Source organism: Aeromonas sp. FDAARGOS 1407 (assembly GCF_019048725.1).
Lineage (GTDB): Bacteria > Pseudomonadota > Gammaproteobacteria > Enterobacterales > Aeromonadaceae > Aeromonas > Aeromonas enteropelogenes.
The window spans coordinates 362,793-387,658 of record NZ_CP077399.1 but is presented as its reverse complement, the minus strand read 5'-3'; the positions used below and the strand labels follow the sequence as shown (position 1 = coordinate 387,658).

Annotated in this window: 22 protein-coding genes and 1 riboswitch; of the genes, 11 read left to right on the top strand and 11 right to left on the bottom strand. The window is 62.4% G+C overall.

The window, feature by feature from the left end; genetic code table 11:
- Nucleotides 1-17 precede the first annotated feature (17 nt).
- Together I6L37_RS01845 and metB are read right to left on the bottom strand one after the other, a co-directional pair.
- Nucleotides 18-2,489: a bifunctional aspartate kinase/homoserine dehydrogenase II gene (locus I6L37_RS01845; protein WP_216993139.1), complete on the bottom strand. Its 2,472-nt coding sequence runs from the start codon at nucleotides 2,487-2,489 to the stop codon at nucleotides 18-20.
- Complete coding sequence (metB, locus tag I6L37_RS01840) at nucleotides 2,489-3,652, bottom strand: cystathionine gamma-synthase (protein WP_061476505.1); 1,164 nt, start codon at nucleotides 3,650-3,652, stop codon at nucleotides 2,489-2,491. The genes I6L37_RS01845 and metB overlap by 1 nt, the downstream gene beginning before the upstream one ends.
- 205 nt (nucleotides 3,653-3,857) lie before the next feature.
- On the opposite strand from metB, the gene metJ reads away from it, so the two are divergent.
- Both metJ and I6L37_RS01830 read left to right on the top strand, forming a co-directional pair.
- Complete coding sequence (gene metJ, locus I6L37_RS01835; RefSeq protein ID WP_026457225.1) at nucleotides 3,858-4,181, top strand: met regulon transcriptional regulator MetJ; 324 nt, start codon at nucleotides 3,858-3,860, stop codon at nucleotides 4,179-4,181.
- A gap of 243 nt (nucleotides 4,182-4,424) precedes the next feature.
- On the top strand, nucleotides 4,425-4,763 hold the full coding sequence (locus I6L37_RS01830; protein ID WP_026457224.1) for a tRNA-binding protein: 339 nt from the start codon (nucleotides 4,425-4,427) through the stop codon (nucleotides 4,761-4,763).
- Between the two features lie 62 nt (nucleotides 4,764-4,825).
- Here I6L37_RS01830 and I6L37_RS01825 read toward each other — a convergent pair whose 3' ends face one another.
- The 3 genes from I6L37_RS01825 to nudE form a co-directional block, all read right to left on the bottom strand.
- On the bottom strand, nucleotides 4,826-6,097 hold the full coding sequence (locus tag I6L37_RS01825; protein WP_216993138.1) for an aromatic amino acid transport family protein: 1,272 nt from the start codon (nucleotides 6,095-6,097) through the stop codon (nucleotides 4,826-4,828).
- Nucleotides 6,098-6,499: 402 nt separating this feature from the next.
- Entirely contained in the window at nucleotides 6,500-7,321 is an 822-nt protein-coding gene (gene cysQ / locus I6L37_RS01820; protein ID WP_216993137.1) for a 3'(2'),5'-bisphosphate nucleotidase CysQ, read from the bottom strand.
- 41 nt (nucleotides 7,322-7,362) lie between these two features.
- Entirely contained in the window at nucleotides 7,363-7,971 is a 609-nt protein-coding gene (gene nudE, locus I6L37_RS01815; RefSeq protein WP_216993136.1) for an ADP compounds hydrolase NudE, read from the bottom strand.
- A 146-nt stretch (nucleotides 7,972-8,117) separates the two neighbouring features.
- On the opposite strand from nudE, the gene yrfG reads away from it, so the two are divergent.
- Nucleotides 8,118-8,786, top strand: coding sequence for a GMP/IMP nucleotidase (gene yrfG / locus I6L37_RS01810; protein WP_216993135.1), 669 nt, complete (start codon nucleotides 8,118-8,120; stop codon nucleotides 8,784-8,786).
- Nucleotides 8,787-8,868: 82 nt separating this feature from the next.
- Here the strand turns inward: yrfG and I6L37_RS01805 are convergent, their stop codons facing one another.
- From I6L37_RS01805 to I6L37_RS01790, 4 genes are all read right to left on the bottom strand, one after another.
- Complete coding sequence (locus I6L37_RS01805; protein ID WP_026458093.1) at nucleotides 8,869-9,081, bottom strand: hypothetical protein; 213 nt, start codon at nucleotides 9,079-9,081, stop codon at nucleotides 8,869-8,871.
- Between the two features lie 122 nt (nucleotides 9,082-9,203).
- Nucleotides 9,204-9,539, bottom strand: a complete 336-nt coding sequence (locus tag I6L37_RS01800; RefSeq protein WP_026458094.1) for a DUF1294 domain-containing protein — start codon at nucleotides 9,537-9,539, stop codon at nucleotides 9,204-9,206.
- Nucleotides 9,536-10,126 carry a sugar O-acetyltransferase gene (locus tag I6L37_RS01795; protein ID WP_042026721.1) on the bottom strand — a complete coding sequence of 197 codons (591 nt, stop codon included), beginning with the start codon at nucleotides 10,124-10,126 and terminating at the stop codon, nucleotides 9,536-9,538. The genes I6L37_RS01800 and I6L37_RS01795 overlap by 4 nt, the downstream gene beginning before the upstream one ends.
- A gap of 77 nt (nucleotides 10,127-10,203) precedes the next feature.
- On the bottom strand, nucleotides 10,204-11,466 hold the full coding sequence (locus I6L37_RS01790; RefSeq protein ID WP_216993134.1) for an MgtC/SapB family protein: 1,263 nt from the start codon (nucleotides 11,464-11,466) through the stop codon (nucleotides 10,204-10,206).
- Between the two features lie 208 nt (nucleotides 11,467-11,674).
- Between I6L37_RS01790 and I6L37_RS01785 the strand changes: the two genes are divergently transcribed.
- The 6 genes from I6L37_RS01785 to cbl all read left to right on the top strand — a co-directional run bounded on the left by I6L37_RS01785 (nucleotide 11,675) and on the right by cbl (nucleotide 17,416).
- A complete protein-coding gene (locus tag I6L37_RS01785; RefSeq protein WP_216993133.1) occupies nucleotides 11,675-12,673 on the top strand; it encodes a sulfate ABC transporter substrate-binding protein in 999 nt (332 codons plus the stop codon).
- A gap of 55 nt (nucleotides 12,674-12,728) precedes the next feature.
- The gene (locus I6L37_RS01780; RefSeq protein ID WP_216993132.1) at nucleotides 12,729-13,304 is read left to right on the top strand and encodes an alpha/beta hydrolase; all 576 of its coding nucleotides are present in this window, start codon (nucleotides 12,729-12,731) and stop codon (nucleotides 13,302-13,304) included.
- 260 nt (nucleotides 13,305-13,564) lie between these two features.
- Nucleotides 13,565-14,404, top strand: coding sequence for a sulfate ABC transporter permease subunit CysT (gene cysT / locus I6L37_RS01775; RefSeq protein WP_216993131.1), 840 nt, complete (start codon nucleotides 13,565-13,567; stop codon nucleotides 14,402-14,404).
- Nucleotides 14,401-15,291 (top strand): sulfate ABC transporter permease subunit CysW, encoded by an 891-nt coding sequence (cysW, locus tag I6L37_RS01770; protein WP_216993130.1) that lies wholly within the window; start codon nucleotides 14,401-14,403, stop codon nucleotides 15,289-15,291. The genes cysT and cysW overlap by 4 nt, the downstream gene beginning before the upstream one ends.
- Nucleotides 15,292-15,313: 22 nt before the next feature.
- Nucleotides 15,314-16,372, top strand: coding sequence for a sulfate/molybdate ABC transporter ATP-binding protein (locus I6L37_RS01765; protein WP_216993129.1), 1,059 nt, complete (start codon nucleotides 15,314-15,316; stop codon nucleotides 16,370-16,372).
- Between the two features lie 96 nt (nucleotides 16,373-16,468).
- Nucleotides 16,469-17,416: an HTH-type transcriptional regulator Cbl gene (gene cbl / locus I6L37_RS01760; protein WP_216993128.1), complete on the top strand. Its 948-nt coding sequence runs from the start codon at nucleotides 16,469-16,471 to the stop codon at nucleotides 17,414-17,416.
- Between the two features lie 61 nt (nucleotides 17,417-17,477).
- Here the strand turns inward: cbl and gbpA are convergent, their stop codons facing one another.
- Both gbpA and I6L37_RS01750 read right to left on the bottom strand, forming a co-directional pair.
- Nucleotides 17,478-18,902, bottom strand: coding sequence for an N-acetylglucosamine-binding protein GbpA (gbpA, locus tag I6L37_RS01755; protein ID WP_216993127.1), 1,425 nt, complete (start codon nucleotides 18,900-18,902; stop codon nucleotides 17,478-17,480).
- A gap of 64 nt (nucleotides 18,903-18,966) precedes the next feature.
- A riboswitch (cyclic di-GMP riboswitch) is annotated at nucleotides 18,967-19,051 on the bottom strand.
- A gap of 265 nt (nucleotides 19,052-19,316) precedes the next feature.
- Nucleotides 19,317-21,005, bottom strand: coding sequence for a methyl-accepting chemotaxis protein (locus I6L37_RS01750; protein WP_216993126.1), 1,689 nt, complete (start codon nucleotides 21,003-21,005; stop codon nucleotides 19,317-19,319).
- A gap of 281 nt (nucleotides 21,006-21,286) precedes the next feature.
- On the opposite strand from I6L37_RS01750, the gene I6L37_RS01745 reads away from it, so the two are divergent.
- Together I6L37_RS01745 and wecB are read left to right on the top strand one after the other, a co-directional pair.
- Complete coding sequence (locus I6L37_RS01745) at nucleotides 21,287-23,137, top strand: M3 family metallopeptidase (RefSeq protein WP_216993125.1); 1,851 nt, start codon at nucleotides 21,287-21,289, stop codon at nucleotides 23,135-23,137.
- A gap of 643 nt (nucleotides 23,138-23,780) precedes the next feature.
- Nucleotides 23,781-24,863, top strand: coding sequence for a non-hydrolyzing UDP-N-acetylglucosamine 2-epimerase (gene wecB, locus I6L37_RS01740; RefSeq protein ID WP_254203569.1), 1,083 nt, complete (start codon nucleotides 23,781-23,783; stop codon nucleotides 24,861-24,863).
- Nucleotides 24,864-24,866: the final 3 nt, after the last annotated feature.

The window sequence follows — 24,866 nt, the reverse complement described above, 5'->3', positions numbered from 1 at the left end:
GGCTTGCATCTATCGGTTCAGAGCGCCGCGCAGATCTGCCACAGATCGTACTGGATGGCGGCGGCTGTCACCTCGCGCCCCGCCCCCGGCCCCTGGATCACCAGCGGGTTGGTGCGGTAACTGTCGCTCTCGATGGCGAACACGTTGTCGCAGGGCAACAGGTTGGCAAACGGATGGTGGGGTTCGAGGCTCTCGAGGCCAACTCGTGCCTTGCCGTCATGCTCGAAGCGGGCGACGTAGCGCAGTACCTTGCCAAGGCGTCTGGCCCCCTCGAAGGCGGTCTGGATCGGGCCGTCCAGCTCTTTCAGCCTGTCCATGAACTGATCCGTGCCGACCTTGCGCAGGGCGACGGGCACCAGGTTCTCCAGCTCGATGTCGGCGGAGTCGAGCTCGAAACCCGCCTCCCGCGCCAGGATTAAAAGCTTTCTGCGCACATCCTGACCGGAGAGATCCTCGCGGGGATCCGGCTCGGTCAGGCCGTGCTGCCACGCCTCGTCCACCAGCTCGGAGAAGGGGCGGCTGCCGTCATACTGCTGGAACAGCCAGGAGAGGGTGCCGGAGAAGATACCGGAGACCCCCTGGATGCGATCGCCGCTCTGGCGCAGCATCTGGATGCTGGACTGGATCGGCAGGCCGGCCCCCACAGTGGCGTTGTAGCGCCACTGCACCTGATGGTCGCGGCAGGTCTGCTTGATGCGCTGGTAGAACTCGCTCTCGGCCGCGCCGGCAAACTTGTTGGCGGCGATGATGTGGATGCCGAGCTGGGCAAAGTCCGGGTAGTAGCGGCTCACCGTCTCGCTGGCGGTCATATCCAGCGCAATCAGCGCATCGAAGCCGTGCTGCTCCAGCTGGCCGAGCAGCTCGGGCCAGATCAGCGGTTTAGGGTCGAACTTGTCCTGTACCTTGAGCGGATCCAGCCCCTCCTCATCCAGCAGGCCTCCCTTGGAATCGAATACACCGTAGAGGGTCAGTGCCAGGTTGAGCTCGTGTTCGAGGCGCGCCTTCTCGCGGGCGTAGAGGCCTAGCCAGTGGCCGCCGATATTGCCCTTGCCGAACACCACCAGTCCGACCCGGGTCGGGCGGCTGAACAGGGCGCTGTGCAGGGCGATGAGCAGCGGCTCCAGCACCACCTGGCGCAGTACGGCCACCAGGCTCAGACCGTCCCTGGCCACTTGCACGAACTCCAGCGGTTGATCCGCCAGCAGCTGGTAGAAGCGGTGACACTGTTCGGCGTTGTCGGTGACACCGGCCCCCACCAGGGCCACCAGGCTGAATCCCTCCTTTTGGATAAGGCCGGTGAAGCTGCCCTGCAGCTGGAAGTCGCGCAGCAGCTCGAAGGCCCCATGCGCCACCTCCAGGGTGTAGGCGAGACGCAGGATCCGGCGATCCGGCTGGCGCTGCAGGGTGAGCGGGTTGAGGCGATGACGGGCCAGGTAGGCTTCGATGGTTGCCACTGTCTGATCAAAGTCGGTCTGCGGCAGCACCTTGAGCTCGATGAGGGCGATCTGATCCACCGAGGAGACGATGCGGGCGCCGCCGGAGCGCGGGGCGCGGCGCAGGATATGGGTACAGCCCTCGTCCGGGTTGTAGCTGCAGCGCAGGGTGAGGCGCTGACGGCTGTCGGCCACCGGTTGCAGGGTGCGCGAATGGAGTACCGAGGAGCCGAGGCGGGCCAATTCGTTGGCCTCGGCCAGGCTCAGGCGCTCCAGCAGGCGCGCCTCCTTCACCCGGCGCGGATCGGCGCTGTAGACCCCGGCCACGTCGCTCCAGATGGTGGTGGATTCACCATCCGCCAGCTGGGCCAGCAGGCTTGCGCTGTAATCGGAGCCGTTGCGGCCGAGCAGCAGGGAACGCCCCTCCAGGTCGGCGGCGATAAAGCCGGTCACCACGATGCGGCCGGCGTGCTCGGCCAGCCGCGCCTTGAGCAGTTCGCTGGAGAGCAAGGCATCCACCTTGACCAGGGCGCCATCCTCGGCGCGCAGGAAGCTGCGGGCATCGAGCCAGATGGCCTTGTCGCCGCGGCTGGTGAGCAGGGCCGCCAGCAGGCGCGCCGACCACACCTCGCCAAAGGCGAGCAGGCCGTTGCGTTCAAAGCGGTCAAACTGCCCCTCCAGGGTCTTGGCAATCAGCTGCATATCGTCGGCCAACTGTTTGCTCAGCTCGAGCTGCAGTTCCCCCTCCAGCAGGCCATCTATCAGGCTCTGCTGGTAGGCTTGCAGAGCGGAGATGGCTTCACCGGCGGCTTCGTCGCCTGCCTCGGCCAGCTCCACCAGCTGGATCAGCCGGTTGGTGGTCTTGCCGGCGGCGGAGACTACGACGAGCTCTCTCCCGCCCCCTTGTTGCTCGGCTTGTTGTTCGAGAATGCTGGCGACCCGGCGGTAACAGACCGGATCTGCCAGGCTGCTGCCACCAAACTTGTGCACATGGCGCCGCTTCAATCCTGCTTCTGTTGCCACCGCGATCTCTCCTTGCTGTTGTTGCTGTTCCATTACTTCGCCGCCTGTTCTGCCTGTGCAAATGCCTGGGCCAGATCGGCCACCAGGTCTTCACCGTGTTCAATACCGACCGACAGGCGCAGCAGTTGGGCGCTGATGCCTGCCGCTTGCTGCGCCGCCGGGGTCATGGCCCTGTGGGTCATGCTGGCCGGATGGGCCACCAGACTCTCCACCCCGCCGAGTGACTCCGCCACCGAGAAGAGGGTGAGGGCAGCGAGGAAGGCGCGAATGCCCGCTTCGTTGCAATCGAGTTCAAAACTTAGCATGGCGCCAAAGCCCGACTGTTGACGGCGCGCAATCTCGTGGCCCGGATGGCTCGGCAGGCTGGGGTGATAGATGCGTTTGACCAGGGGTTGCTGCTGCAGGAAGGCGAGGATGCGATCCGTGTTCTCCTGGTGGGTGCGCAGGCGAGGAGCCAGGGTGCGCAAGCCGCGCAGGGTGAGGTAGGAATCGAACGCCCCTGAGGTGAGACCCAGACAGTTGGCCCACCACACCAGCGACTCGGCAACGGCCTGTTCCTTGGCAATCGCCACGCCGCCTACCACGTCCGAGTGGCCGTTGATGTATTTGGTGGTGGAGTGGACCACCAGATCCGCTCCCAGCGCCAGCGGCTGTTGCAGCAGGGGGGAGAGGAAGGTGTTGTCCACCACTACCTTGGCGCCCGCTTCGTGGGAAGCCCTGGCGATGGCGGCGATGTCCACTACCCGCAACAGCGGGTTGGAGGGGGTCTCTACCCATACCAGCGCCGGTTTTTGCGAAAGCGCCTCGGTCAGCGCCGTCTCGTCCCCTTGGTCGACGAAAAGCACCTTGTAGTGACCCTTGGCCGCCAGGTACTCGAACAGGCGCCAGGTACCGCCGTAACAGTCGTGAGGGGCGATCAGCAGATCTCCTGCCTTGAGCAGGGCTGTGGTGACCAGGTGGACGGCACCCATGCCGGTGCCGGTGACCACGGCGCCGGCGCCCCCTTCCAGCGCCGCCAGCGCATCCGCCAGATTGGTGCGGGTCGGGTTGCCGGAGCGGGCATAATCGTATTGACGAGGCTCGCCGAAGTCGGCAAAGGTGTAGTTGCTGGAGAGGTAGATGGGTGGCACCACGGCACCGTGCTGCTGGTCTGTCTCAATCCCGGTGCGTACCGCCAGGGTGGCCTTGTGGGTCATATCACTCTCCTTGATGTCTCTTCGAACGCAGGCATCTTGCTGTCACGCGTTATCCCGCCATTGCTGGCCTATGGTGATTCACACTACGCGAGCAAGAAAAAGCCGTCAATAGCTCTAGACGTCTAAATGGCTTTGCCGTTGGATTGCCATTGATTTCCTTAAGGGTTAAAATCCGCCCTCACGGCCAAATGAGAACAGGTGAGTCATGGGAACAGAGTGGAACGGCGACTACGTCAGCCCCTACGCGGAACACGGTAAGAAGAGCGAACAGGTCAAGAAGATTACCGTCTCGATCCCGCTCAAGGTGCTGAAAGTACTGACCGATGAACGCACCCGCCGTCAGGTGAACAACCTGCGTCATGCGACCAACAGCGAGCTGCTCTGTGAAGCTTTCCTGCATGCCTTCACCGGTCAGCCGCTGCCCTGCGACGACGATCTTCGCAAGGATCATCCGGACAGCGTGCCTGCCGAAGCGCGTGCGATCATGGAGGCGCTGGGCAAGGAAATCGAAGATTTCGACAAGGAATAACCCCTTTCAATGACGCGGCTGATGGCCGCGTCATTGCTATCTGCCATCCCCCATTGCCGCCTTCGCCGCTACCCGCGCACATTGGCTCTCGCCGCCACTCTTGTTGTCGCCTGACCGGCGCTCTCTTCTCTTGCGTTGCCCGGTGACCGACAGCCGTCACGAAGCGGCCGTTTGCCGAAGACAAGGGCTGGTGTTTCGGGGCATGCTGAGTCTCATGAGACATTGACGAGACGAGGAGCCGGAATGCAGACCATAAGCTGGCAGGATTTCGAGATGGTGGAGTTGCGGGTGGGCACCCTGGTGCGGGTCGAGCCCTTTCCCGAGGCGCGCAAGCCCGCCTACAAGGTGTGGGCGGATTTTGGTCCCGAGCTCGGCGTGCGCAAGAGCAGTGCCCAGATAACGGATCTCTACCAGCCAGAGGAGCTGGTTGGCCGTCAGATCATCGCCGTGGTGAACTTCCCGACCAAACAGATTGGCCCCTTCCAGTCCGAATTTCTGCTGACCGGTTTCTACCGGGCGGATGGCGCCGTGGTGATGGCCATCCCGGAGCAGGCGGTGGAGAACGGTGCCAGGCTGGGGTAAACCGGTGCGACACAGAGACAAAAGAGGCGACCCCGGGGTCGCCTCTTTCTCTTTGCATCCTGTTACTTCAGCAGGCTGAAGAGCAGTGCAGAAACCGCCAGGGAGCCGGTCAGCAGGATGAAGCCGTTGGTCCAAGGGTGACGGAAGCGTGCCAGCGACTTTACCTTGTAGATGGCCACTACCGGCATGATGAAGAGGATCATGGCGATGACGGGGCCGGAGAGGGTCTCCATCAGGCCGAGGATACCCGGGTTGACCACGGCCGCACCCCAGATGGAGAAGAACATCAGGGCGATGCCCAGCTTGTCGGCCCTGGCCAGCGACAGGCCGGTGGGCTTGGCGATCAGGGTCTTGAGGCTCTCCCGCGCCCCCAGGAAGTGGCCGAGGAAGGAGGAGCTGATGGCGATGAAGGCGATGAGCGGCCCCAGGGTCACGATCACCGGGTTGTCGGTGATGTTGGCGAGATAGGAGAGCACGGAGACATTCTGGGCCTTGGCCTGCGCCAGCTGGGCCGGGGTGAGGCTCAGCACGCAGGAGAAGACGAAGAAGAGTACGAAGCCCACCAGCATGACGGTGGTGTTGCGCAGGATCTGACCGCTCTTGGCCTCGGCCTGCTCGCCATATTCCCGACGCTGCACGTTGGCAAAGCCCGAAATGGCGGCGGCATGACTGAAGGCGAATACGGTCACCGGCAGCGCCAGCCAGACGGTGTTGAGGAAGCTGCCGCCCTCAAACGCACTCATCTGTGGCCACTGCCACTGGGGGATCAGGTAGCAGGAGAGGGCTGCCAGTATGGCCGCCAGCGGGTAGACCATGAAGGCGAAGGCTCGCAGCATTGCCTTCTCCCCCGCCAGCATCACGGCGATCATGGCAAACACCAGCATGCCGGAGAGCATCACCCGATCCGGGGAGGCCATGCCGAGCTGGTTGACCATAAAGCTCTCCACCGTGTTGGTCAGTCCCACGCCGTAAATGAGCAGGATCGGGAAGATGGAGAGGAAGTAGAGCGTCGAGATGAGGCGGCCGGCCATCTTGCCGAAGTGCTCCTCGGCCACATCGGTGAAATCTGCGTGGGGGCGGGAAGAGGACAGCACGAAGCGCGCCAGCCCGCGGTGGGCCAGGAAGGTCATGGGACCGGCCAGCACGGCGACTATGATGAGGGGCCAGATCCCGCCCAGACCCAGGTTGATGGGCAGAAACAGGATGCCGGCACCGACGGCGGTACCAAACAGGCTGATGACCCAGTGGGTATCGTGACGGCGCCAGCTGCTGGCGGTGGCAAGGGTGGATTGGGAACCGGAGAGCTCCCGGGATGCCTCTGCAGATAAACTCATTGATAATTCACTTTTTGTTAGTGTTTTAATCTGAGCTTATTGTGGTTTATCGGGATTTAATTCTCAAAAAGCAGGGGTGAAACATATCACTACCATAATGGGCGAAAGCCAGTGAAATTGGGAATCGAATCGGGTTCACGAAATTGAGTAAAACTGGAAATGCAAAGAATATCAGGATATAAGTCCGAACTTTCATTCATAATTAATTTTTTGTCTCGGTTAGCTGACCATTTTCAGAATTACATGAAAATCATGCCGCTACTCCAGATTCGGTTGTGATGATTCACTATCATTCTCGCCGTTTGCCAGAGGATATCCCTATCCATTGTCGATATAGCCAGCGGATCATACCAAGCAAAGAGGCGGCCTGGTGGCCGCCTCTTTGCGCTATCCGATGACATATCAACTAGGCTGCTGAACCAGGATCTTGTTCCAGGCGAGATCCGGATCCCCCATCACGATGAAGTCAGGGTTCTCCAGCGACTCCGTCTCGTTGTAACTGAGCGGTTGCAGCGTCAGGCTGAGGATGCGGCCACCGGCCGCCTCGACGATACACTGGGCAGCAGCAGTATCCCACTCGCCGGTGGGACCGAGCCGCACGTAGCAATCGGCCGCCCCCTCCGCCACCAGGCAGGATTTGAGGGAGCTGGAGCCGAGCGGGATCAACTCGTAGTTGATGGCCGGGTTGAGGCGACGGGTCAGGTTTTCCAGTTTCTGGCGACGGCTGATGGCCACCACCAGCGAGTCGGGCTGATCGTGCTCGTGGTGCATGGCGCTGATGGGGTACACCTCGCCATTAACCTCCTTGAAGGCGCCATGGCCGCGTACTGCCCAGTAGAGCACGTCGGATTCGGGGGCATAGATGACGCCGAGCACGGGCACATTATCCCGTACCAGGGCGATCAGGGTGGCGAAGTCGCCACTGCCGGCGATGAACTCGCCGGTGCCGTCGAGGGGATCCACCAGCCAGTATTGCCGCCAGTTGGATCTCAGGCTGAAGGGGATGTCGGCGGCCTCCTCGGTCAGCACAGGCACGTGGGGAGTGAGCGCCGACAGCGCCTGTTTGAGGTAGGCATCGGCAGCAAGGTCGGCACTGGTGACCGGGGTCGCATCCTCCTTCAGCTGACGCTCGAACTGACCGCCGTGATAGATTTCGTGAAGGATCCGCCCCGCTTCGCGGGCAATCTCCTTGACCCCTGGCACCCAGGCCAACAACTCCTGCATTTCGTTATCCTCTGTCTTTATTGCCGATGCCCGCGAGCGGGCTAGTTTTCCTGCTCTGCCAGCCACTTGCGGGCCAGCAGCAGGGCGCAGATGCTGCGCGACTCGGTAAAGTCGGGGCGCGCCAGCAAATCGTCGATCCGGTTCAGCGGCCAGGGGATCACCTCGAGGGGTTCTGGCTCGTCGCCAATCCTCTGCTCGGGGAAGAGATCCCGGGCCAGCAGTATCTCCATCCGGCTGGAGAAGTAGCCCGGTGCCAGCGACACCTGTTTGAGGGGGATCAGGGTGCGGGCACCAAAGCCAGCCTCCTCCATCAATTCGCGGTTGCCCGCCTCCAGGGCGTCTTCACCCGGGTCGATCAACCCCTTGGGAAAGCCGAGCTCGTAAGAGTGGGTGCCCGCCGCGTATTCGCGCACCAGCAGCAGGGTGTGGGCATCGAACAGGGGCACCACCATGACGGCACCCCGGTTGCCGCCGCGCATCCGCTCGTAGACCCGCTCTTCGCCATTGGTGAATTTCAGGTGCAGGGACTCCACCTTGAACAGGCGACTCTCGGCCACCAGCTCGGCCTTGAGGATCTCCGGCTTGGGTTTGTCGTGGTCCAGGATCTCGACACGGATGTGTTCGGGTTTGTTCTTGTGGTGGTTGCTCATCGACCGCAGGCTGCTCGTTAAAAAATCGTGCTTCAAGAGTAAACGACTCCCACCCCGAACACCACGGGACAAGGGCGCGAAAGGGGATGGAAAAATCGTTATACTGCCCCCCGGTTTTTTTCATGACGCTTGCTTCAGGAGACCCCATGCCGACCCGACTGCCCTGGCACCAGATAGATACCGTTCTGCTCGATATGGATGGCACCCTGATCGATCTGCATTTCGACAACCACCTGTGGCAGCAGCTGGTCCCCGAGCGCTACGCCGAGCAGCACGGCTTGCCGCTGGCCGAGGCCAGGGAGCGGATAGACGCGCACTACCACGCCGTCAACGGCACTCTCAATTGGTACTGTGTCGATTACTGGAGCCAGACCCTGGGGCTGGATATTCGCGCCCTCAAGCAGGAGATCCTGGAGAAGATCCAGTGGCGGCCCCATGCCATCCCCTTTCTGGCCGAGCTGCGGGCGGCGGGCAAAAAGCTGGTGCTGTTTACCAACGCCCATCCGGCTAGCCTGTCGGTCAAGGATACGCGGCTCGGATTGGGGGAACATCTGGATCAGCTGGTGAGCACCCATGAGCTGGGCTGGTCGAAGGAGAGTCAGCACTGCTGGCAGGCGCTGGCGCAGCGGCTGGCGTTCGATCCGGCCCGCACTCTGTTTGTCGATGACAGCGAGCGGATCCTGCGCGCCGCCGCCGACTACGGTATCGGTTTTCAGCTCGCCATCCAGAATCCGGACAGCCGCCAGCCCGAACAGCAGATCACCGCTTTCCCGGCGATCCGGGATTACGCCGAGCTGCTGCCGCTGGCAGTCTGAGCGGACTAAACCGCTGGCTTAAAACGACAGAGGGCTGCATGGTGCAGCCCTCTGTGTTTGGGAGACGGATGGGGAGAGTGTTTCACAGCTCCTTGAACGGGCGGCGCTTCTCCTCTTCGATGACGATGGCCTCCAGGTTGGCCACCCGCTCCTGCAGCTCCCTGATGACCTGATCCTGCTTGCCGAGGCGATCCGTGATGCGGGCATCCCCCATCTGGTAGCGGGCCCGCTTGCCGAGATAGCCAAACAGCACGCTGATAAACACGATCAGGACTATGCCTGTCCACATGGTCATGTCACGACTCCTTGTCGTCATTAACGGCGATCACTGAATGGGATCACTCCGTTTTCTCACAGTCACCGGTCCGTCGCAACGGGGCGCAGAGTTCCTTTGTGATGGCGGTTGCAATAGATGCGTTATTGCCAGAGTGGCCTGCCGATCCATAGCCCCCACAGGGTGATGTGCAGCAGCACGATAAACCAGAACACCAGCCGGTAGCTGCGCTTTTGGGTCTTGTGACGCAGCCACTGGCGGGCCACCAGGGCACCGGGCCAGCCACCGCACAGCTCCAGCAGATGGAGGCGGGATTCGGGAATGCGCCACTCGCCGCGCACCGCCTGGCGCTTGTCCCAGGCGTAGGCGGCCACGGTCAGCATACTCATTACCAGCAGCACCGCCAGCGGCCACCACTGTTGGCCGTCGAGACCGAGCCACAGGGCTGAGCCGAGCGGCAGCAGGGCCAGCGCCATCATTGGGCCAGCTCCCGGCAGCGCTCTTCGTCCTGCTCGAGGGTGCGGATCACCCGGGCCGGATTGCCCACGGCCACCGAGTCGGCCGGAATGTCGCGGGTCACCACGGCGCCGGCCCCTATGATGGAGCGGGGTCCTATGGTGACGCCGGGGCAGATGATGGCACCGCCACCGATCCAGCAGTCATCGCCAATGTGTACCGGTTTGTTGTAGGCGGTCCAGTTGCGCCGCTCCAGGTAGTTCATGGTGTGGGTGGCGGTGTAGATCTGCACGTTGGGGGCCAGCAGCACATGGCTGCCGATATGCACTTCACCCACGTCGAGTATGGTGACGTTGAAATTGAAGAAGGTCTTCTCGCCGATGTGGATATTGCGGCCGAATTCACAGGTGAAGGGAGTGCTGATCCAGCAGGAGTCGGGGCAGTGACCGAACAGCTCGCGGCACAATCGCTGTCGCAGGGCCTCGTCGCCGGCCGAAGAGGCGTTGAGCTCGGCCAGCAGCGCCTGACCACGGATCCGGTCGTTCGCTATCTCCTGGCTCTGGCTATCGAGGGCGCCCCCCGCCAGAACCTTGTCCCAGTCGCTTGCCATGTTTACCTCCACAATATGCAAGAGAGGCCAGTATACGTGACCGGCGCTGGGGCGTCAGGCTGTCACTTGCTGCAAGATCAGGTGCCGGGCCAGATGAGCGGCAGGATCAGCAGGGCCGAGATGAAGTAGGGGAGCAGCACCCGCAGCCCCAGCCTGCGACCGCCGATGCCAAGTGCCAGCAGTCCCTTCACCAGCGAGTTGACCAGCCCGGCGAGCAGGATGCCGCGGGCTGCCACCTCCAGCGCCAGCTCCTTGTGGGAGAGCTGGGAGAGGGAGAGGGTGATGGCGTCCACGTCGGTGATCCCCGAGACTAGTGCCAGCAGATAGACCCCGGAGTTGCCCACCTTGCTCTGCAGGAAAGTAGCCATGAAGCCGATGAGCGCCAGCAGCAGGCCGAACTTGATGGCGGTGGCGAGATCCAGCGGGTTGCTGGTCTGGGGCTGCACCGGGCCGTCGGTCAGCTCTTCGCGCTGGCGCCAGAACCAGAACGCAAAGCCGTAGACGGTGACCGCCAGCAGCAGCAGGGGGGCGGCGAGGCGCATCGCCAGCTCGTTGTGGATCAGCAGCACCAGCACCAGCAACCGCAGCCACATGGTGGCCCCCGCCAGCAGTATGCCGGTGGCCAGCAGCCGCTCCAGCCCGCCCTGCTCCTTGTTGAGGCGGGCAAACTGCAGGGTGAGGGCGGTGGAGGAGGCGAGCCCTGCCAGCATGCTGGTGAGCACCAGTCCGGCACGGGTGCCCAGCAGGCGCACCGCGAAGTGGCCGCAAAACGAGATGCCCGCGATGATCACCACCATCAGCCAGATCTTGAAGGGGTTGAATGCATCGAGCGGCCCTATCTCCTCGTTGGGCAGCACCGGCAGCAGTACCAGGGAGATGAGCAAAAAGCGCAGGGTGGCGTGAAATTCGGTCTCGCTCAAAAACAGCATGCCCTGCTGGATCTTGCCCTTGAGCCCCATCAGCAGGGCCGCCAGCACGGCGCAGGCGACCGCCTCGCTCGGGCTCAGCAGCACCGACATCAGCCCCAGCAGATAGGTGAGCAGCATGGCTGCCGAGCTGGTGAGGCCGAACTCCCCCTGCCAGCGCTGGGCCAGCCAGACCGAGAGGCCGCAGCCAATCACCACCGCCAGCAGGCCAAGCAGCGGCAGCCAGGGGCCAAGGGTCGGCAGCAGCAGGGCGCAGACCCCGCCGAGCAGGCCGATGAGGCCGTAGGTCCGCATCCCTGCGATGCGCTGGTTGTCCCCCAGCTGGCGCACCTGCCAGCCGCGCTCCAGCCCGATGATAAGACCGATGGCCAGCGACACCAGGGCGCCATTGACCGGTTCTGCGTTGATCCACATAACGACCTCCTTTTCGCCCTGTGTCTGCCTTGCTCCCATGATGGCACAGCCGGCTGACGGGCAGAGGGGTCTGGCTCACAGAGTGTACGAATGACGCCCTTTGGGGGATTTATATGAGTAAAAGAGATAAGCAAAGCGTTATTTCTTTCTTCTTGGCATAACTGCTTCGCGGCATGCTGCCCTTAACCCAACGATAAGGAGCATCACCATGACACTGCGAACGACCGCCCTGACAATCTTCTCTCTGCTGGCCTTCCAGGCGGGGGCCGCCGAGATCCGCCTGCTCAACGTTTCCTACGATCCGACCCGCGAGCTGTTTCAGGAGTACAACGCCGCCTTCGCCAAAGAGTGGAAGGCGAAAACCGGTGACGACGTGGTGGTGAGCCAGTCCCACGGCGGTTCCGGCAAGCAGGCCCGCGCCGTGGTGGACGGACTGGAGGCGGACGTCGTCTCGCTGGCACTGGCCTATGACGTCGATGCCATCGCCAAGACGGGGCTGATCGCCACCGACTGGCAGAGCCGCCTGGCCAACAACGCCGCCCCCTACACCTCCACCATCGTCTTCCTGGTGCGCAAGGGCAATCCCAAGCAGATCAAGGATTGGGGGGATCTGGTGCGCAAGGATGTAGCCATCGTCACCCCCAATCCCAAAACTTCCGGCGGGGCGCGCTGGAACTATCTGGCCGCCTGGGGCTATGCCCTGAAGCAGAACGGCAGTGAAGAGGGGGCCAGGCAGTTCGTCGGCGATCTCTTCAAAAATGTGAAGGTGCTGGACTCCGGCGCCCGCGGTGCTACCACCAGCTTTATCGAACGGGGCCTTGGCGACGTGTTGCTGGCGTGGGAGAACGAAGCCCTGCTGGTGCTGGGCCAGGCCGGCAACCGCGACAAGTTCGAGCTGGTGGTGCCGTCGGTCTCCATCCTGGCCGAGCCGCCGGTGGCGGTGGTGGACAAGGTGGCCAGCAAGCACGGCACCGAGGCGGTGGCCAAGGGCTACCTGGAGTACCTCTACTCCGACGAGGGGCAGCGGATCATCGCCAAGTATCACTATCGCCCCAGCAATCCGGCGATCCTCAAGGAGACGGCCGCCCAGTTCCCGAAACTGACCCTGTTTACCGTCAAGGAGCTGGAAGGGGATTGGAACAAGGCCCAGCAGAAGCACTTCGCCCAGGGTGGCCTGTTCGACCAGATCTACCAGCCGGGCCGCTGAGCGGCGCGTCCCCCATCACTCACTGGCCAGCGCGCCAACGGATAGGAGTAACAAGATGGACAAGATCCTCCTGGTTCCCGGTTTGCACGATAGCGGGCCGGATCACTGGCAGAGCCGCTGGCACCTGCACTTTCCCCACTGGCAGCGCATGAGGGGGTTGCCGTGGGACAAGCCGAACCTGACGGTCTGGAGCGCCAAGCTGGCGAGCAAGCTCAAAAGCCGTCGCGGCCGGGTGCACCTGGTGGCCCACTCCTTCGGCGCCCTGACCGCCATTGCCGCCGCCCGGCTGCAACCCCACAAGATCGCCTCCATCCTGCTGGTGGCGCCGGCCGATCCGACCCGTTTCGGCATTGCAGACGAGCGACTGGCCGGCCCCCTGCTGGTGTCGGCCCAGATGGTGGCCAGCCGCAACGATCCCTGGATGAGTTTCGAGCGGGCCGAACACTGGAGCCAGCAGTGGCAGGTGCCGCTGTTTGATGCCGGTGAGGCGGGTCATATCAATGCCCAGTCCGGCCACGGGGAGTGGCATCAGGGACTACATCTGCTCGGCAACCTCCACCGTCGGGCCGAGATGGTGATCGAACCGGCTCCGGTGGCGTGGAAAGGGTGTCCGGCACTGGGGTTTCGCTGATGGTTGGATGACAACGGGGAGGGATGGAGATCGAGATGATAACTGTCTGATTTTGTTCACTGGTTCAATTGCACAAGGCTCCATTTTTCAGGTCTTTTGTTGATATGAAAGACCTTTTTTATCTGGGTTGCCCGCAACTCCCTGTTTTCACGCTGTTAGACAAAAAAGTGATTAGCAAAGGTGTTATTGGTGTTTGTGACGGGAAATGAGAGCCAGCAGAATCACTATATCGAAGTTATTTTATAAAAAATGTATTTGTTATGCGATTTGGTTCTTATTCTGTTCTGCCTGGCTTTGGCCAGACCCTCGGCTTCAGTCTGCTCTATCTGGGGTTGCTGGTACTGCTGCCCCTCTCGGCACTGGTGCTGTTTGCGCTGAATAACTTGACCGCTGCCGAGTTCTGGCAGGTGATAGGGTCGCCCCGGGTGCTGGCCTCCTTTCGCCTGAGTTTCGGGGCGGCGTTTGTCGCGGCGCTGCTCAACAGCCTGTTCGGCCTGATCCTGGCCTGGGTGCTGGTGCGTTACACCTTCCCCGGCCGCCGTCTGGTGGATGCGCTGATCGACCTGCCATTCGCCATGCCCACCGCGGTATCCGGCATCGCCCTGTGCGCCATCTTCGCCCCCAATGGCTGGATCGGTCAGTGGGTTGCCCCGCTCGGCATTGAGCTTGCCTACAACCCCATCGGGGTGGTCATCGCCCTCACCTTTATCGGTCTGCCGTTCGTGGTGCGCACCCTGCAACCCGTGCTGCGGGAGGCCGAAGCAGAACAGGAAGAGGCGGCCGCCAGCCTGGGGGCCGATCGCTGGCAGACCTTCCTGCATGTGCTGTGGCCGACCCTGGTGCCGGCCCTGCTCACCGGCTTTGCGCTGGCGTTTGCCCGTGGCGTGGGGGAGTACGGCTCCGTCATCTTTATCGCCGGCAACCTGCCCATGGTCTCTGAAATCGCGCCCCTGATGATCATGAGCCACCTGGAGGAGTACGACTACGCCGGCGCCTCCGCCATCGCCGTGGTCATGCTGCTGATCTCTTTTGTTTTATTGCTGCTTATCAACAAGTTGCAGGCCTTGAGCTGGGCCCGCATCGGGGGGAGCCGGATATGAATGCATCGACCATCGCCATGGATATCGCCCCCGTGGTGGCAGAAGCCCAGCGCAAGGCGCCGCCGGTGATCCGCGAGCCGCAGTGGGTCAAGTTGCTGCTCATCACCCTGGGGTTGGGCTGGTTTGCCGCCCTGTTGCTGCTGCCGCTGGTGACCGTTTTTATCCAGGCGCTGAGCCCTGGTCTGGCATTTTTCTGGCGGGCCATCAGCGAGCCGGATGCCCTGAGCGCCCTTGGGCTGACTGCCCTGGTGACCCTGTTCGCCGTGCCGCTCAACCTGCTGTTCGGCCTCGCGGCTGCCTGGGCCATCGCCCGTTTCCGTTTCCCGGGCCGGCAGCTGCTCGTCACCCTCATCGATCTACCGTTTTCGGTCTCGCCGGTGATTGCGGGTCTGATGCTGGTGCTGCTGTTTGGCAGCCACGGCTGGTTTGGCGACTGGCTCAGTGAGCACGACATCAAGATCATCTTCGCCACCCCGGGCATCATTCTGGCCACCACCTTCATCACTGTGCCCTTCGTGGTGCGCGAGCTGCTGCCCCAGATGGAGACGCGCGGCCCGGAAGAGGAGGAGGCCGCCATCATGCTGGGAGCGAACGGATTGCAGATGTTCTGGCGGGTCACCCTGCCCGGGATTCGCTGGAGCCTGATGTACGGTGTGCTGCTCTGTACCGCCCGGGCAGTGGGGGAGTTTGGTGCCGTCTCCGTGGTCTCCGGCCATATTCGCGGCCAGACCAACACCCTGCCGCTGCATATCGAGATCCTCTACAACGAGTACCAGACCGGCGCCGCCTTGGCGGTGGCAAGCCTGCTGGCGCTGTTCGGGATCTTCACCCTGCTGGGGGAAACCCTGCTGGCCCGGCTGCGTGGCCAACCCACCCACTCTCACTGATCACAGTTTCAAGGAGGCAGCCATGAGCATTCAGGTGCAAGGACTCAACAAGCATTTCAGCCAGCACGCGGCACTGGCCGACATCAACCTCGATTTTCACGATGGTGAGCTGGTGGCCCTGCTGGGCCCCTCCGGCTGCGGCAAAACCACCTTGCTGCGGATCATCGCCGGGCTGGAGCAGGCCGACGCTGGCCGGATCATTATCCGTGGCGAGGATGCCTCGGCGCTGAATGTGCGCGAGCGCAACGTCGGCTTCGTGTTCCAGCACTACGCCCTGTTTCGCCACATGACGGTGTTCGAGAACGTGGCATTCGGCCTGCGGGTCAGGCCGCGCAACGAACGCCCGGGCGAGGTGGCCATCCGTGCCCGGGTCAGGGAGCTGCTGGATCTGGTTCAGCTTGGCCACGTGGCCGAGCGCTACCCGACCCAGCTTTCCGGCGGCCAGCGTCAGCGGGTCGCCCTGGCCCGTGCCCTGGCGGTGCAGCCCAGGGTGCTGTTGCTGGATGAGCCCTTCGGCGCCCTCGACGCCCAGGTGCGCAAGGAGCTGCGCCGCTGGTTGCGGGAGTTGCACGACGAGTTGCACGTCACCAGCCTGTTCGTCACCCACGATCAGGAGGAGGCGCTGGAGGTGGCGGATCGGGTGGTGCTGATGAACGCCGGCCGGGTCGAGCAGATCGGCACCCCGGCCGAGGTCTATGACCATCCCGCCAGCGCCTTCGTCCACAGCTTTCTCGGCAGCGTGAACCAGTTCCGCGGTCGGGTGGCCGAACAGGGGTTCGGCATCGGCGAGCAGTTGCTCGGCGGCCCCTCGACCGCCCATTTGGCCCCGGGCAGTGCCGCCATCGCCTATGTGCGTCCCCACGAGCTGGAGATTCTGCCGGTAGAGGCCAGCGGCGGTATCAGCGCCACCATCACCCGGCTGCTGCCCATGGGGCCGCGCATCCGGGTAGAGCTACGTGGCGAGGGGGGCGTCCACTACGAGGTAGAACTTGGCAAGGAGGCGGCCAGCCATTTCACGCCGGGCCAGGAAGTACGGCTGGTAGCCAGACAGGCGCAGTTCTACCCCGATTACCAGATTTGATGGGCTATCCAGGCTGGATGCGAGTCATCGGCCTGCCCGCATCACCCACAACGCATGGCGGTGAACACCGCCGCGACTCGACGCAGGAGGCGATGAGTGAACTTTCAGCAGTTACGTATTATCCGGGAGGCGGCCCGGCGGGATTACAACCTGACCGAAGTGGCCAACGCCCTGTTCACCTCCCAGTCCGGGGTCAGCCGCCATATTCGCGAGCTGGAGGAGGAGCTGGGGGTGGAACTCTTTATCCGCTATGGCAAGCGGCTGCTCGGCATGACGGAGCCGGGCAAGGAGCTGCTGGTGATCGCTGAGCGCATCCTCGGGGATGCCGAGAACATCCGCAAACTGGCCAGCACCTTTGCCAACCGCGATTCCGGACGCCTGCTGGTGGCAACCACCCATACCCAGGCCCGTTACGCCCTGCCCCGGGTGGTGAAGGCGTTTCGCGAACAGTTTCCGCTGGTGCAGCTGGAACTGCGTCAGGGAGGGCCGGAGGAGATAGTGCGGCTGGTGCAGACCGGCGAGGTGGACATCGGCATCAGCAGCGAGCAGCTCGACAGGAGCGAAGGGGTGGTGGCCTTTCCCTACTATCGCTGGCATCACAACATAGTGGTGCCGGAGCGCCATCCTCTCTCGCAAGAGTCCGAACTGACCCTGGCGGCGCTGGCCGACTGGCCCATCATCACCTATCAGGCGGGGCTGACCGGGCGGGTACGAGTGGACGAAGCGTTCGCCGAGGCGGGGATAACGCCGCAGATCCTGCTGACCGCCCAGGATTCGGATGTCATCAAAACCTATGTCGAGCTGGAGATGGGGGTCGGCATACTGGCGGACATGGCGTTCGATGCCCAGCGCGATCACACCTTGGTGCAACTCGACGGCAGCCATCTGTTTGCGCCGCACACCGCCTGGATTGGCCTCAAGCAGGGGCAGTTCCAGCACAATTTCGCCTGGCAATTCATCCAGCTCTGCAACCCCGAGCTGGCGCTGGCCGACATCCAGGCCCGTGCCATGGGCGGCGAGCCCCAGATCGATTACCAGATCTGAGCCTGTCACCAGACCAAACGGGGAGCCACTGGCTCCCCGTTTTCATGTCGTAGTGAAACGATTAGTTCAACTCAATCCAGGCATCCTGCCAGTGGGAACCGGTGCCCGGCTCATACTGGGTCGCGTTGGCAGCCCACTGGCTACACCAGCCACTGTAGGGGAAGGGTTTGCACTGGTAGACCTTGCCGTTCTTGGGTTGCAGCACCCTGGTGCCGTCGGTGTAGGACTTGAGCCCCTCCGGAAAGGTGAAGTCATGAGCGCCGCCGGCAGCGGGATCCTTGAACATCAGATCCAGAGTCTGCTGGAGCGGGGTACCGCCATTTTTCGGGGTACCCTTGATCACCAGTTGGTGGTGACCGGCACTCAGCCCTTCCAGAGTCATGGTGAAACCCTGGCTGCTGTCTTTGATGTCGGCGCTGGACTGGCCTTTGGCGACGCCACCATGGTCATACAGGGTATTGGTGACGGTCAGATCGCCCTGGGCGGTGATAGTGAAGTCGAGGATCGCCTTGCCGTTGTCGAGCTGGTATTCGCTCGCCAGACCGCTGACGCTGATGTCGTTGCCAACCGGCGGCTGCAACTGCTCGAGCTGGATCTCGACCCGCTCCAGAGCGCCGCCCGCCTTGAGGTAGACGGGGTTCTGGCCGTAGACAGGGTTGAATTGGCCGTCAGAGCCCTGCTGGCCGGCACGGATCAGGCTCTGCTCGGCGTTGATCTTGCCGGCCAGGGCGTGGGCCCAATTGTTCTTCTGGCCTTGTTCCGCGCTGGCGATGGTCAGCTCGGTCTGCAGATCGGTGCGCTCGCCGTTGGCATCGAACACCCGGGTTCTGGCCTTGTCGCCGGCCGCCAGATCGATGGAGGGGTAGATGGTGCCGCCCTGGTTCCACGCCAGCGGTGGCTGGGTACCGCCCTTGAAGTTGGCATCGATCAGGTTGTAGAAGCTGTTGGCGGTATCACCCACTTCCCACACCCCGAGAATGATCTGGTAACCGGTGCGCTCCGGCAGGATGCACTGGTGGGTGACCTGCTTGGGCGGTTGCACCATGTTGCCGTCGATGACGCAGAAGGGGGTGAGCTCGAAGGCGTCGCGAGTCAGCGGTTGGTTCGGGTTCCACTCCTGTTTGGTCAGGTAGTAACGCCAGTTGCGGGTCACATGGTTGGCGGTGAAGGTCCAGCTGATGGCGAAGGGGCCGGCCTGTACGTCGCGGCGGGTCCAGCGATCGCTGGTCTGGGCGTTGAGTTCGCCAAACTGCGGATGGCCGGCGGCGGCAATCTGCCCATCTGCCGGGCCGCCGTCCGGGAAGCCGGAGGAGGCCTCCAGGCTCTGGGGTTCCCACTGCACGGCGCCGCACTGGCTGTTGCCGCCGGTCTTGCACAGGGCGTTGCGCGATTCCGGCTGGCTGATGTAGCCGTGGGCCAGCACGCTGCCGCTGGCGAGCAGCGTCAGGGCGGCGGTGAGGTGGTTGAATCTGATGCTTGCTGCCATACATTCCTCTGGTCGGTCGATGTGGGCAGTCACGTTGGCAGGGGAATCCCCGGGCACACCTGAGTGTGGCAACCCCGCTATCCTGGACGAACGTCTTTAGACCGGAAGTTTTGCGTCCTGACTTTTCAGCCAGTTTGCCAAATGACTACAGAAAGGGTCATGGTGTCGCGTTTGGCGACAAAATCATCATGACTAATTTTGATTAAATTATTAAGTATAAATCTTTACAGCTTGACCTTTCCGGTGTTGGTTTTTCACTCAACTATATGTTTTTAAATGTATAAATAATCATCCTGGTCTTCTTAGGCTCGCCAGTCATGTCGATAAGATGCGAAAATTTGGCATTTTTTATCAATAAAAAAATCCCCTGCCACCTTCGTGGTCAGGGGATGGGATGCGACAGGGAAAGACGGATCAGTGGCGAATCCGGGGGGCTTCGCTCTGGCGCGGTGACGGCATCTGCATGGGCAATGGACTCTGTTCGCTGGCGTGGCCGAGTTTGAACACTGCGAGCCGCTCGTCCAGGCTGCGGGAGAGGCCGGCCAGCAGCTCGCTTTCCTGAGCCAGCTGGGAGGCAGACTGCGACATCTCCAGCGCCGAGTCGTTGATGCCGCTGACATTGCGGTTCATGTCTTCGGCCACCATGCTCTGCTGTTCGGCGGCGGTGGCGATCTGGGTCGCCATGTCGCTCACGTGCTGGATGTGGTTGACGATGAGGGAGAGATCCTGGCCTGCCTTCTCGGACTGGTTGACGCTGCTCTCTGCCAGCTTGCGGCTGGTGTCCATGGCGTCGGCCGCACTCACCGCCCGCTGTTGCAACTGGGCAATGGTGCTCTGAATCTCTTCGGTGGACTGGCGGGTACGGCTCGCCAGCTGGCGCACCTCGTCGGCGACAACGGCAAACCCGCGCCCCTGTTCGCCGGCCCGGGCAGCCTCGATGGCGGCGTTGAGGGCCAGCAGATTGGTCTGCTCCGAGATGGCGCTGATGACGGCGGTCACCTCGCCTATCTGCATCACCCCCTCCTTGAGCTGATTGACCTGCAGAGTGGCCTGCTCCACCTCGGTCGCCAGCGCCTGGATGCCGTGCACGCTGGCGTGTACGTCCTGATTGCCTAGGCCGGCTTCGCTGGTGGCATCCTGGGTATCGCGGGCGGTATTTTCGGCGTGACCCGCCACATCCGAGATGGTGGCGCTCATCTCGTTCATGGCGGTGGCAAGCTGGGCCAGCTGATCCCGCTGGCTGGTCACCGCCTGGTTGGTCTGCTCGGCGGAGGCCGCGATGCGCAGGGCGGCATCCGCCACGTTGCGGGCCCCCAGGCTTGCCTCGAGCAGGGCGTGGCGGATGGCATCCAGGCCCTGGTTGGTAAAGTGCGCCACCATCCCCAGCTCATCCTTGCCCTCAACCGGGATGCTGACCACCAGATCCCCCTTGGCGACCCGCTGCATGGCGTGATTGATCCGGGTGAGGGGATTGACGATGGAGCGGCTGATGGCAAATCCCAGCAGGCCCATCAGCAGGATAGCCAGCAGGGTCGCGCCCCCCATCAACTCATACTGGGACCAGATGGTCGCTTCTATGTCTTGCAGCAGGATGCCGGAGCCCAGGATCCAGCCCCAGGGCTGGTAGCCGGCGACCAGCGACATCTTGCGGGCGGACTCGCCGGAAGGGGATGCCCAGAGATATTCCAGGCGACCCTGATGCCCCCCCTTGCCGAGATCCACCATGCGCTGCCAGTGGTCCTCCGTATGTGCTGCGCGCTGTTCCCCCATCTGCTGGCCGACCAGTTGCGGCTTGGCAGGGTGGACGATGATGTGGCGGGTCTCATCGATCACGAACAGGTAGTTGTCGCCATCGAAACGCATGCTGTTGAGCATGGCCCTGGCCTCGGCCTGTGCCTGGTCGGCAGGCAGGCTGGTGGCGAGGGCCTGGATCCGGCTCATGGCGAGATCCAGCACCGCCTGCAGCCGCGCCTCCCGTTCACTCATCAGGTTGCGATGCAGGGCACTGGCCGAGATCAGCAGCAGTGCGATAAAACCGGCCAGCGCCAGGGTGAGCAGCAGCATCAATTTGCGGCTCACGGCGATATCACCGAGCTTGAACATGGTATCTCCCTGATTTCCTTATGGGTCTGGCTGCGCTCAGCCACTCCCGTGCTCCAGATTATTTTGCAGTTAACATTTAATTAACTTTCAAAAGCTTGCCGCTAGCGAGAGCTAATTGAGTATTTCAACAACAGTATAGTCAGCAGACAGCTCTCCCCACTTTTTGGTAGCTTGTTTATGCGCATCCCGGCGCATTATTTGCCAACACAAATGAATGAGATGGCATTTCACCAATAAGGAGTGGGCCCCGTGCGGGTGACCCCATTAAAAAGAGGGAATTTATGAGTTCCATTGCCAGGAATTACTTCAACCAGCTCAACGCCGACTACCTGCAGGTGCACAGGCGCAAGGAGGATCTCTTCTGGTCCACCTACATGGGCACCAGCGACGATCAGGCCGGCTTCACCGCCGCCGAGCAGGCTTACAAGGGCTTTTGTGCCAATCCGGCACGGTTGCCCGAGTTGCGCGAGATGCTCGCACTGGCACAAGAAGAAGATCTCAAGCGGGGGCTCAAGGGCTGGCTCGCCTTTTTCGAGTGCAACGTCATCGAAGATCCTCAGGCTGCGGCCCTGATGGATGAGCTGGTGGCTGCCGAGGCCGCGTTGTTTGCCCGCCGCAAGGGGTTGAAGCTGACCTTGCTGGACGAGCAGGGCCGCCAGGTGGCAGGCAGCCTGCCCGCCGCCAGCACGGCGCTGGCCGCCAGCGCCGATGCAGCGGTACGCCAGAGCGCGCTCGCCATGTTTCACACCCTGGAGCAGTGGGTGGTCGACAACGGCTATCTGGAGATAGTCGCGCTGCGCAACCGCTTCGCCCGCGCCATGGGCTATCGCGACTACTTCGACTACAAGGTGCACAAGAATGAGCAGATGAGCCCGGAGCAGCTCTTCGCCATCCTCGATGATTTTATCGCCCGCACCGAACAGCGGCTGCACCAGAGCCTGGCCGAGCTGAAGGCGGCCAAGGGGGAGGAGGCCCTGCTGCCCCACAACCTGCGTTATAGCGTGAGCGGTGACGTGACCCGCCAGCTCGATCCCTATGTGCCCTTCTCCCGGGCGCTGAAGGATTGGGTCGAGAGCTTCCGCCGCCTCGGCATCCAGTACCGCGGCGCTACCCTCACCCTGGATCTGCTGACCCGGGAGGGGAAATACGAAAACGGCTTCTGTCACGGCCCGGTGCCGAGCTTCTGGCAGGAGGGGGAGTGGGTATCGGCGGTGGTGAATTTCACCAGCCTGGCCAACCCGGCCCAGGTGGGCAGCGGCTGGAGCGGGCTCAACACCCTGTTCCACGAGGGCGGCCACGCGGCGCACTTTGCCAACGTCACCGGCAACGCCCCCTGTTTCTCCCAGGAGTTCCCGCCCACCTCCATGGCCTATGCCGAGACCCAGTCCATGTTCTGCGACAGCCTGCTGGATGACGCGGACTGGCTCAAGCGCTACGCCAGAAATGCGGAGGGGGAGGCGATTCCCGACGCGCTTATCAAGGCGATGATCGAGGCGCGCCAGCCGTTTCGTGCCTTCAACGAGCGCCAGATCGCGCTGGTGGCCTACTTCGAACGGGATCTCTACGCCATGGCCGATGGCGATCGCAACCCGGCCGCCGTGCTGGCGCTGGCCCGCCAGTGGGAGCGCAAGATCCTGGGAGTAGAGAGCCCGCGCCCGCTCTTGGCCATTCCGCACCTCCTGAACCAGGAGTCGGCCTGCGCCTATCACGGCTACCTGTTGGCGCTGATGGCGGTGGAGCAGACCCGCGCCTACTTCCTCAAGCGCGACGGCTATCTCACCGACAACCCGCGCATCGGACCGGATCTGGCCGCCCACTACTGGGGACCGGGCAACGGCAAGAGCCATGATGAGACGCTGCGCAGCCTCACCGGCGAGGGCTTTAGCGCGGCGCCGCTGGCCGAGGCGTGCAACCGGAGCGTGGCCGAGGCGTGGCAGCAGGCGCAGGAGTGTATGGATGCGGCACAGCAACGTCCGCCGGCGGGGGAAGGAATGCCGCTAGACGCTCACATCCGGGTGGTACACGGCGCCGAGCTCATCGCCGACAACAGCGAGTCAGAGGCACGCATGCTGGCCGATTTCGAGGCCTGGATCCACCGTCTGGCAACCGGGAGTCAGCCATCGCTGGTGTAGCCGGTGTTGTCACCTGACATAACGAATGTCACGAGCCCCGCAAGGGGCTCTTTTTATGGGCCTGGGTATGCAATCCGTCATCGGAAGGTGTGGTTAGGTGTCTGCTGTCAGCATATTCAGGAAGCCTCAAAGGGGGACAGCCAGGCAGATTGGGAAGCGCCTCATCATGCCGTCATTGGGGAGCTGGTTGGGATTCGAATGAAATTTACACTTTTTATTGAATCGTTACATTTTAATTGTGGACGAGTTGGGCTAACAGGCAGATTATGAACGAGCCACCCTCGGTGTGAGCCGGGCTCGGAAAATCACAGATCTCCCTTGCGAGATGGCTGGATTGCCTGCGACGAGGGTCAGACATATCGCCTCCCATATCTGAGAATGTTCACCATCTGTTCATGATGGTGCGCATCTAATCCCGGGCCGCGCAAACACGGATGATGCAATCAGCATACGCATCAGGATGTGTCGTTGCCTCTGGATATTCGCCGGCGATGATCTGCAGGAGATGTTCTTTCTTCTGCTTTCTTATTCTCTCCAGTGATTTGTTATCTATTGCATTTTTCCTGCAGCATGCGTACGCCTCTTTATGTTGGCTCGTAAAACGTTTGCCAGGAGATCGATTCCCTGAATGGAGCATGTTGTGATGAAGAAGATCATGATGGTATCGGGTACCCGGCCGGAAATAATCAAACTGGCCCCTCTCTATCATGCCCTGCGGCATTCAGCCTGGGCGGATGTGAAGTGGGTGCATACCGGGCAGCATGACAGCATGGCGACCCAGTTGCTCGACTGTTTCAGTATCCGGCCAGACTGGTCTTTGGTACGTCAGGGAGCGAGCCTCTTTGAATTCAGCCAGGGCTGCCGGGCCCAGCTGGAAGGGCTGATGGATCAGGAGTCTTGGGACATGGTGGTCGTGCAGGGTGATACCGAGAGTGCCTTCCTCGGTGCGCTGACCGGCTTCTATCATCAGGTGCCTGTTGCCCATGTGGAGGCGGGACTGCGAACCTATCGTCTCGATCGCCCTTTCCCGGAAGAGGGGCTGCGCCAGATGATTGGACGCATCGCCCAATTGCACCTGGCGCCGACGGCGCGTGCGCGTGACTGTCTGCTGGCCGAGCAGGTACCGGCAGAGCAAGTACATGTCACTGGCAATACCGTTATCGACGCCCAACTGTGGGTTGGAGAGCACCATGGCATCAAGCGCAGCGATGCGCAGCCGGGGCATCTGCTGGTGACGGTGCACAGGCGGGAAAACTGGGGTGATGAAGTCGCGGGGATCTGTCGTGCCATCGCGCGTCTTGCCACGGCCAATCCCGATATGCGAGTGCTTTTCCCGGTGCATCTCAACCCCGTCATCAAGCAGGCTGTCTACCCGCTGCTTGGGCACCTGCCCAATGTCACCCTGACCGAGCCCCTCGACTATCTGGCCATGCAGCAGGCCATCGCCGATGCCTGGCTGGTGATGACGGATTCGGGAGGTCTGCAGGAAGAGGCACCCACCTATGGTGTTCCCCTGCTGGTGCTGCGCGAGGAGACAGAACGGCCCGAGGCGGTGGAGTCCGGTTACGCCCAATTGATGGGGACGGATGAGGAACGCATCGTCCAACGGGTCAGCGAGTTGTGGCAAGCGGGTGATTTCGCCCCGCGGGTAATGGCCAATCCGTTCGGGGATGGTCAGGCCTGTGCCCGCATCGTCGCCATCATGGCTGATGCCTTGCTGAGGTAATCA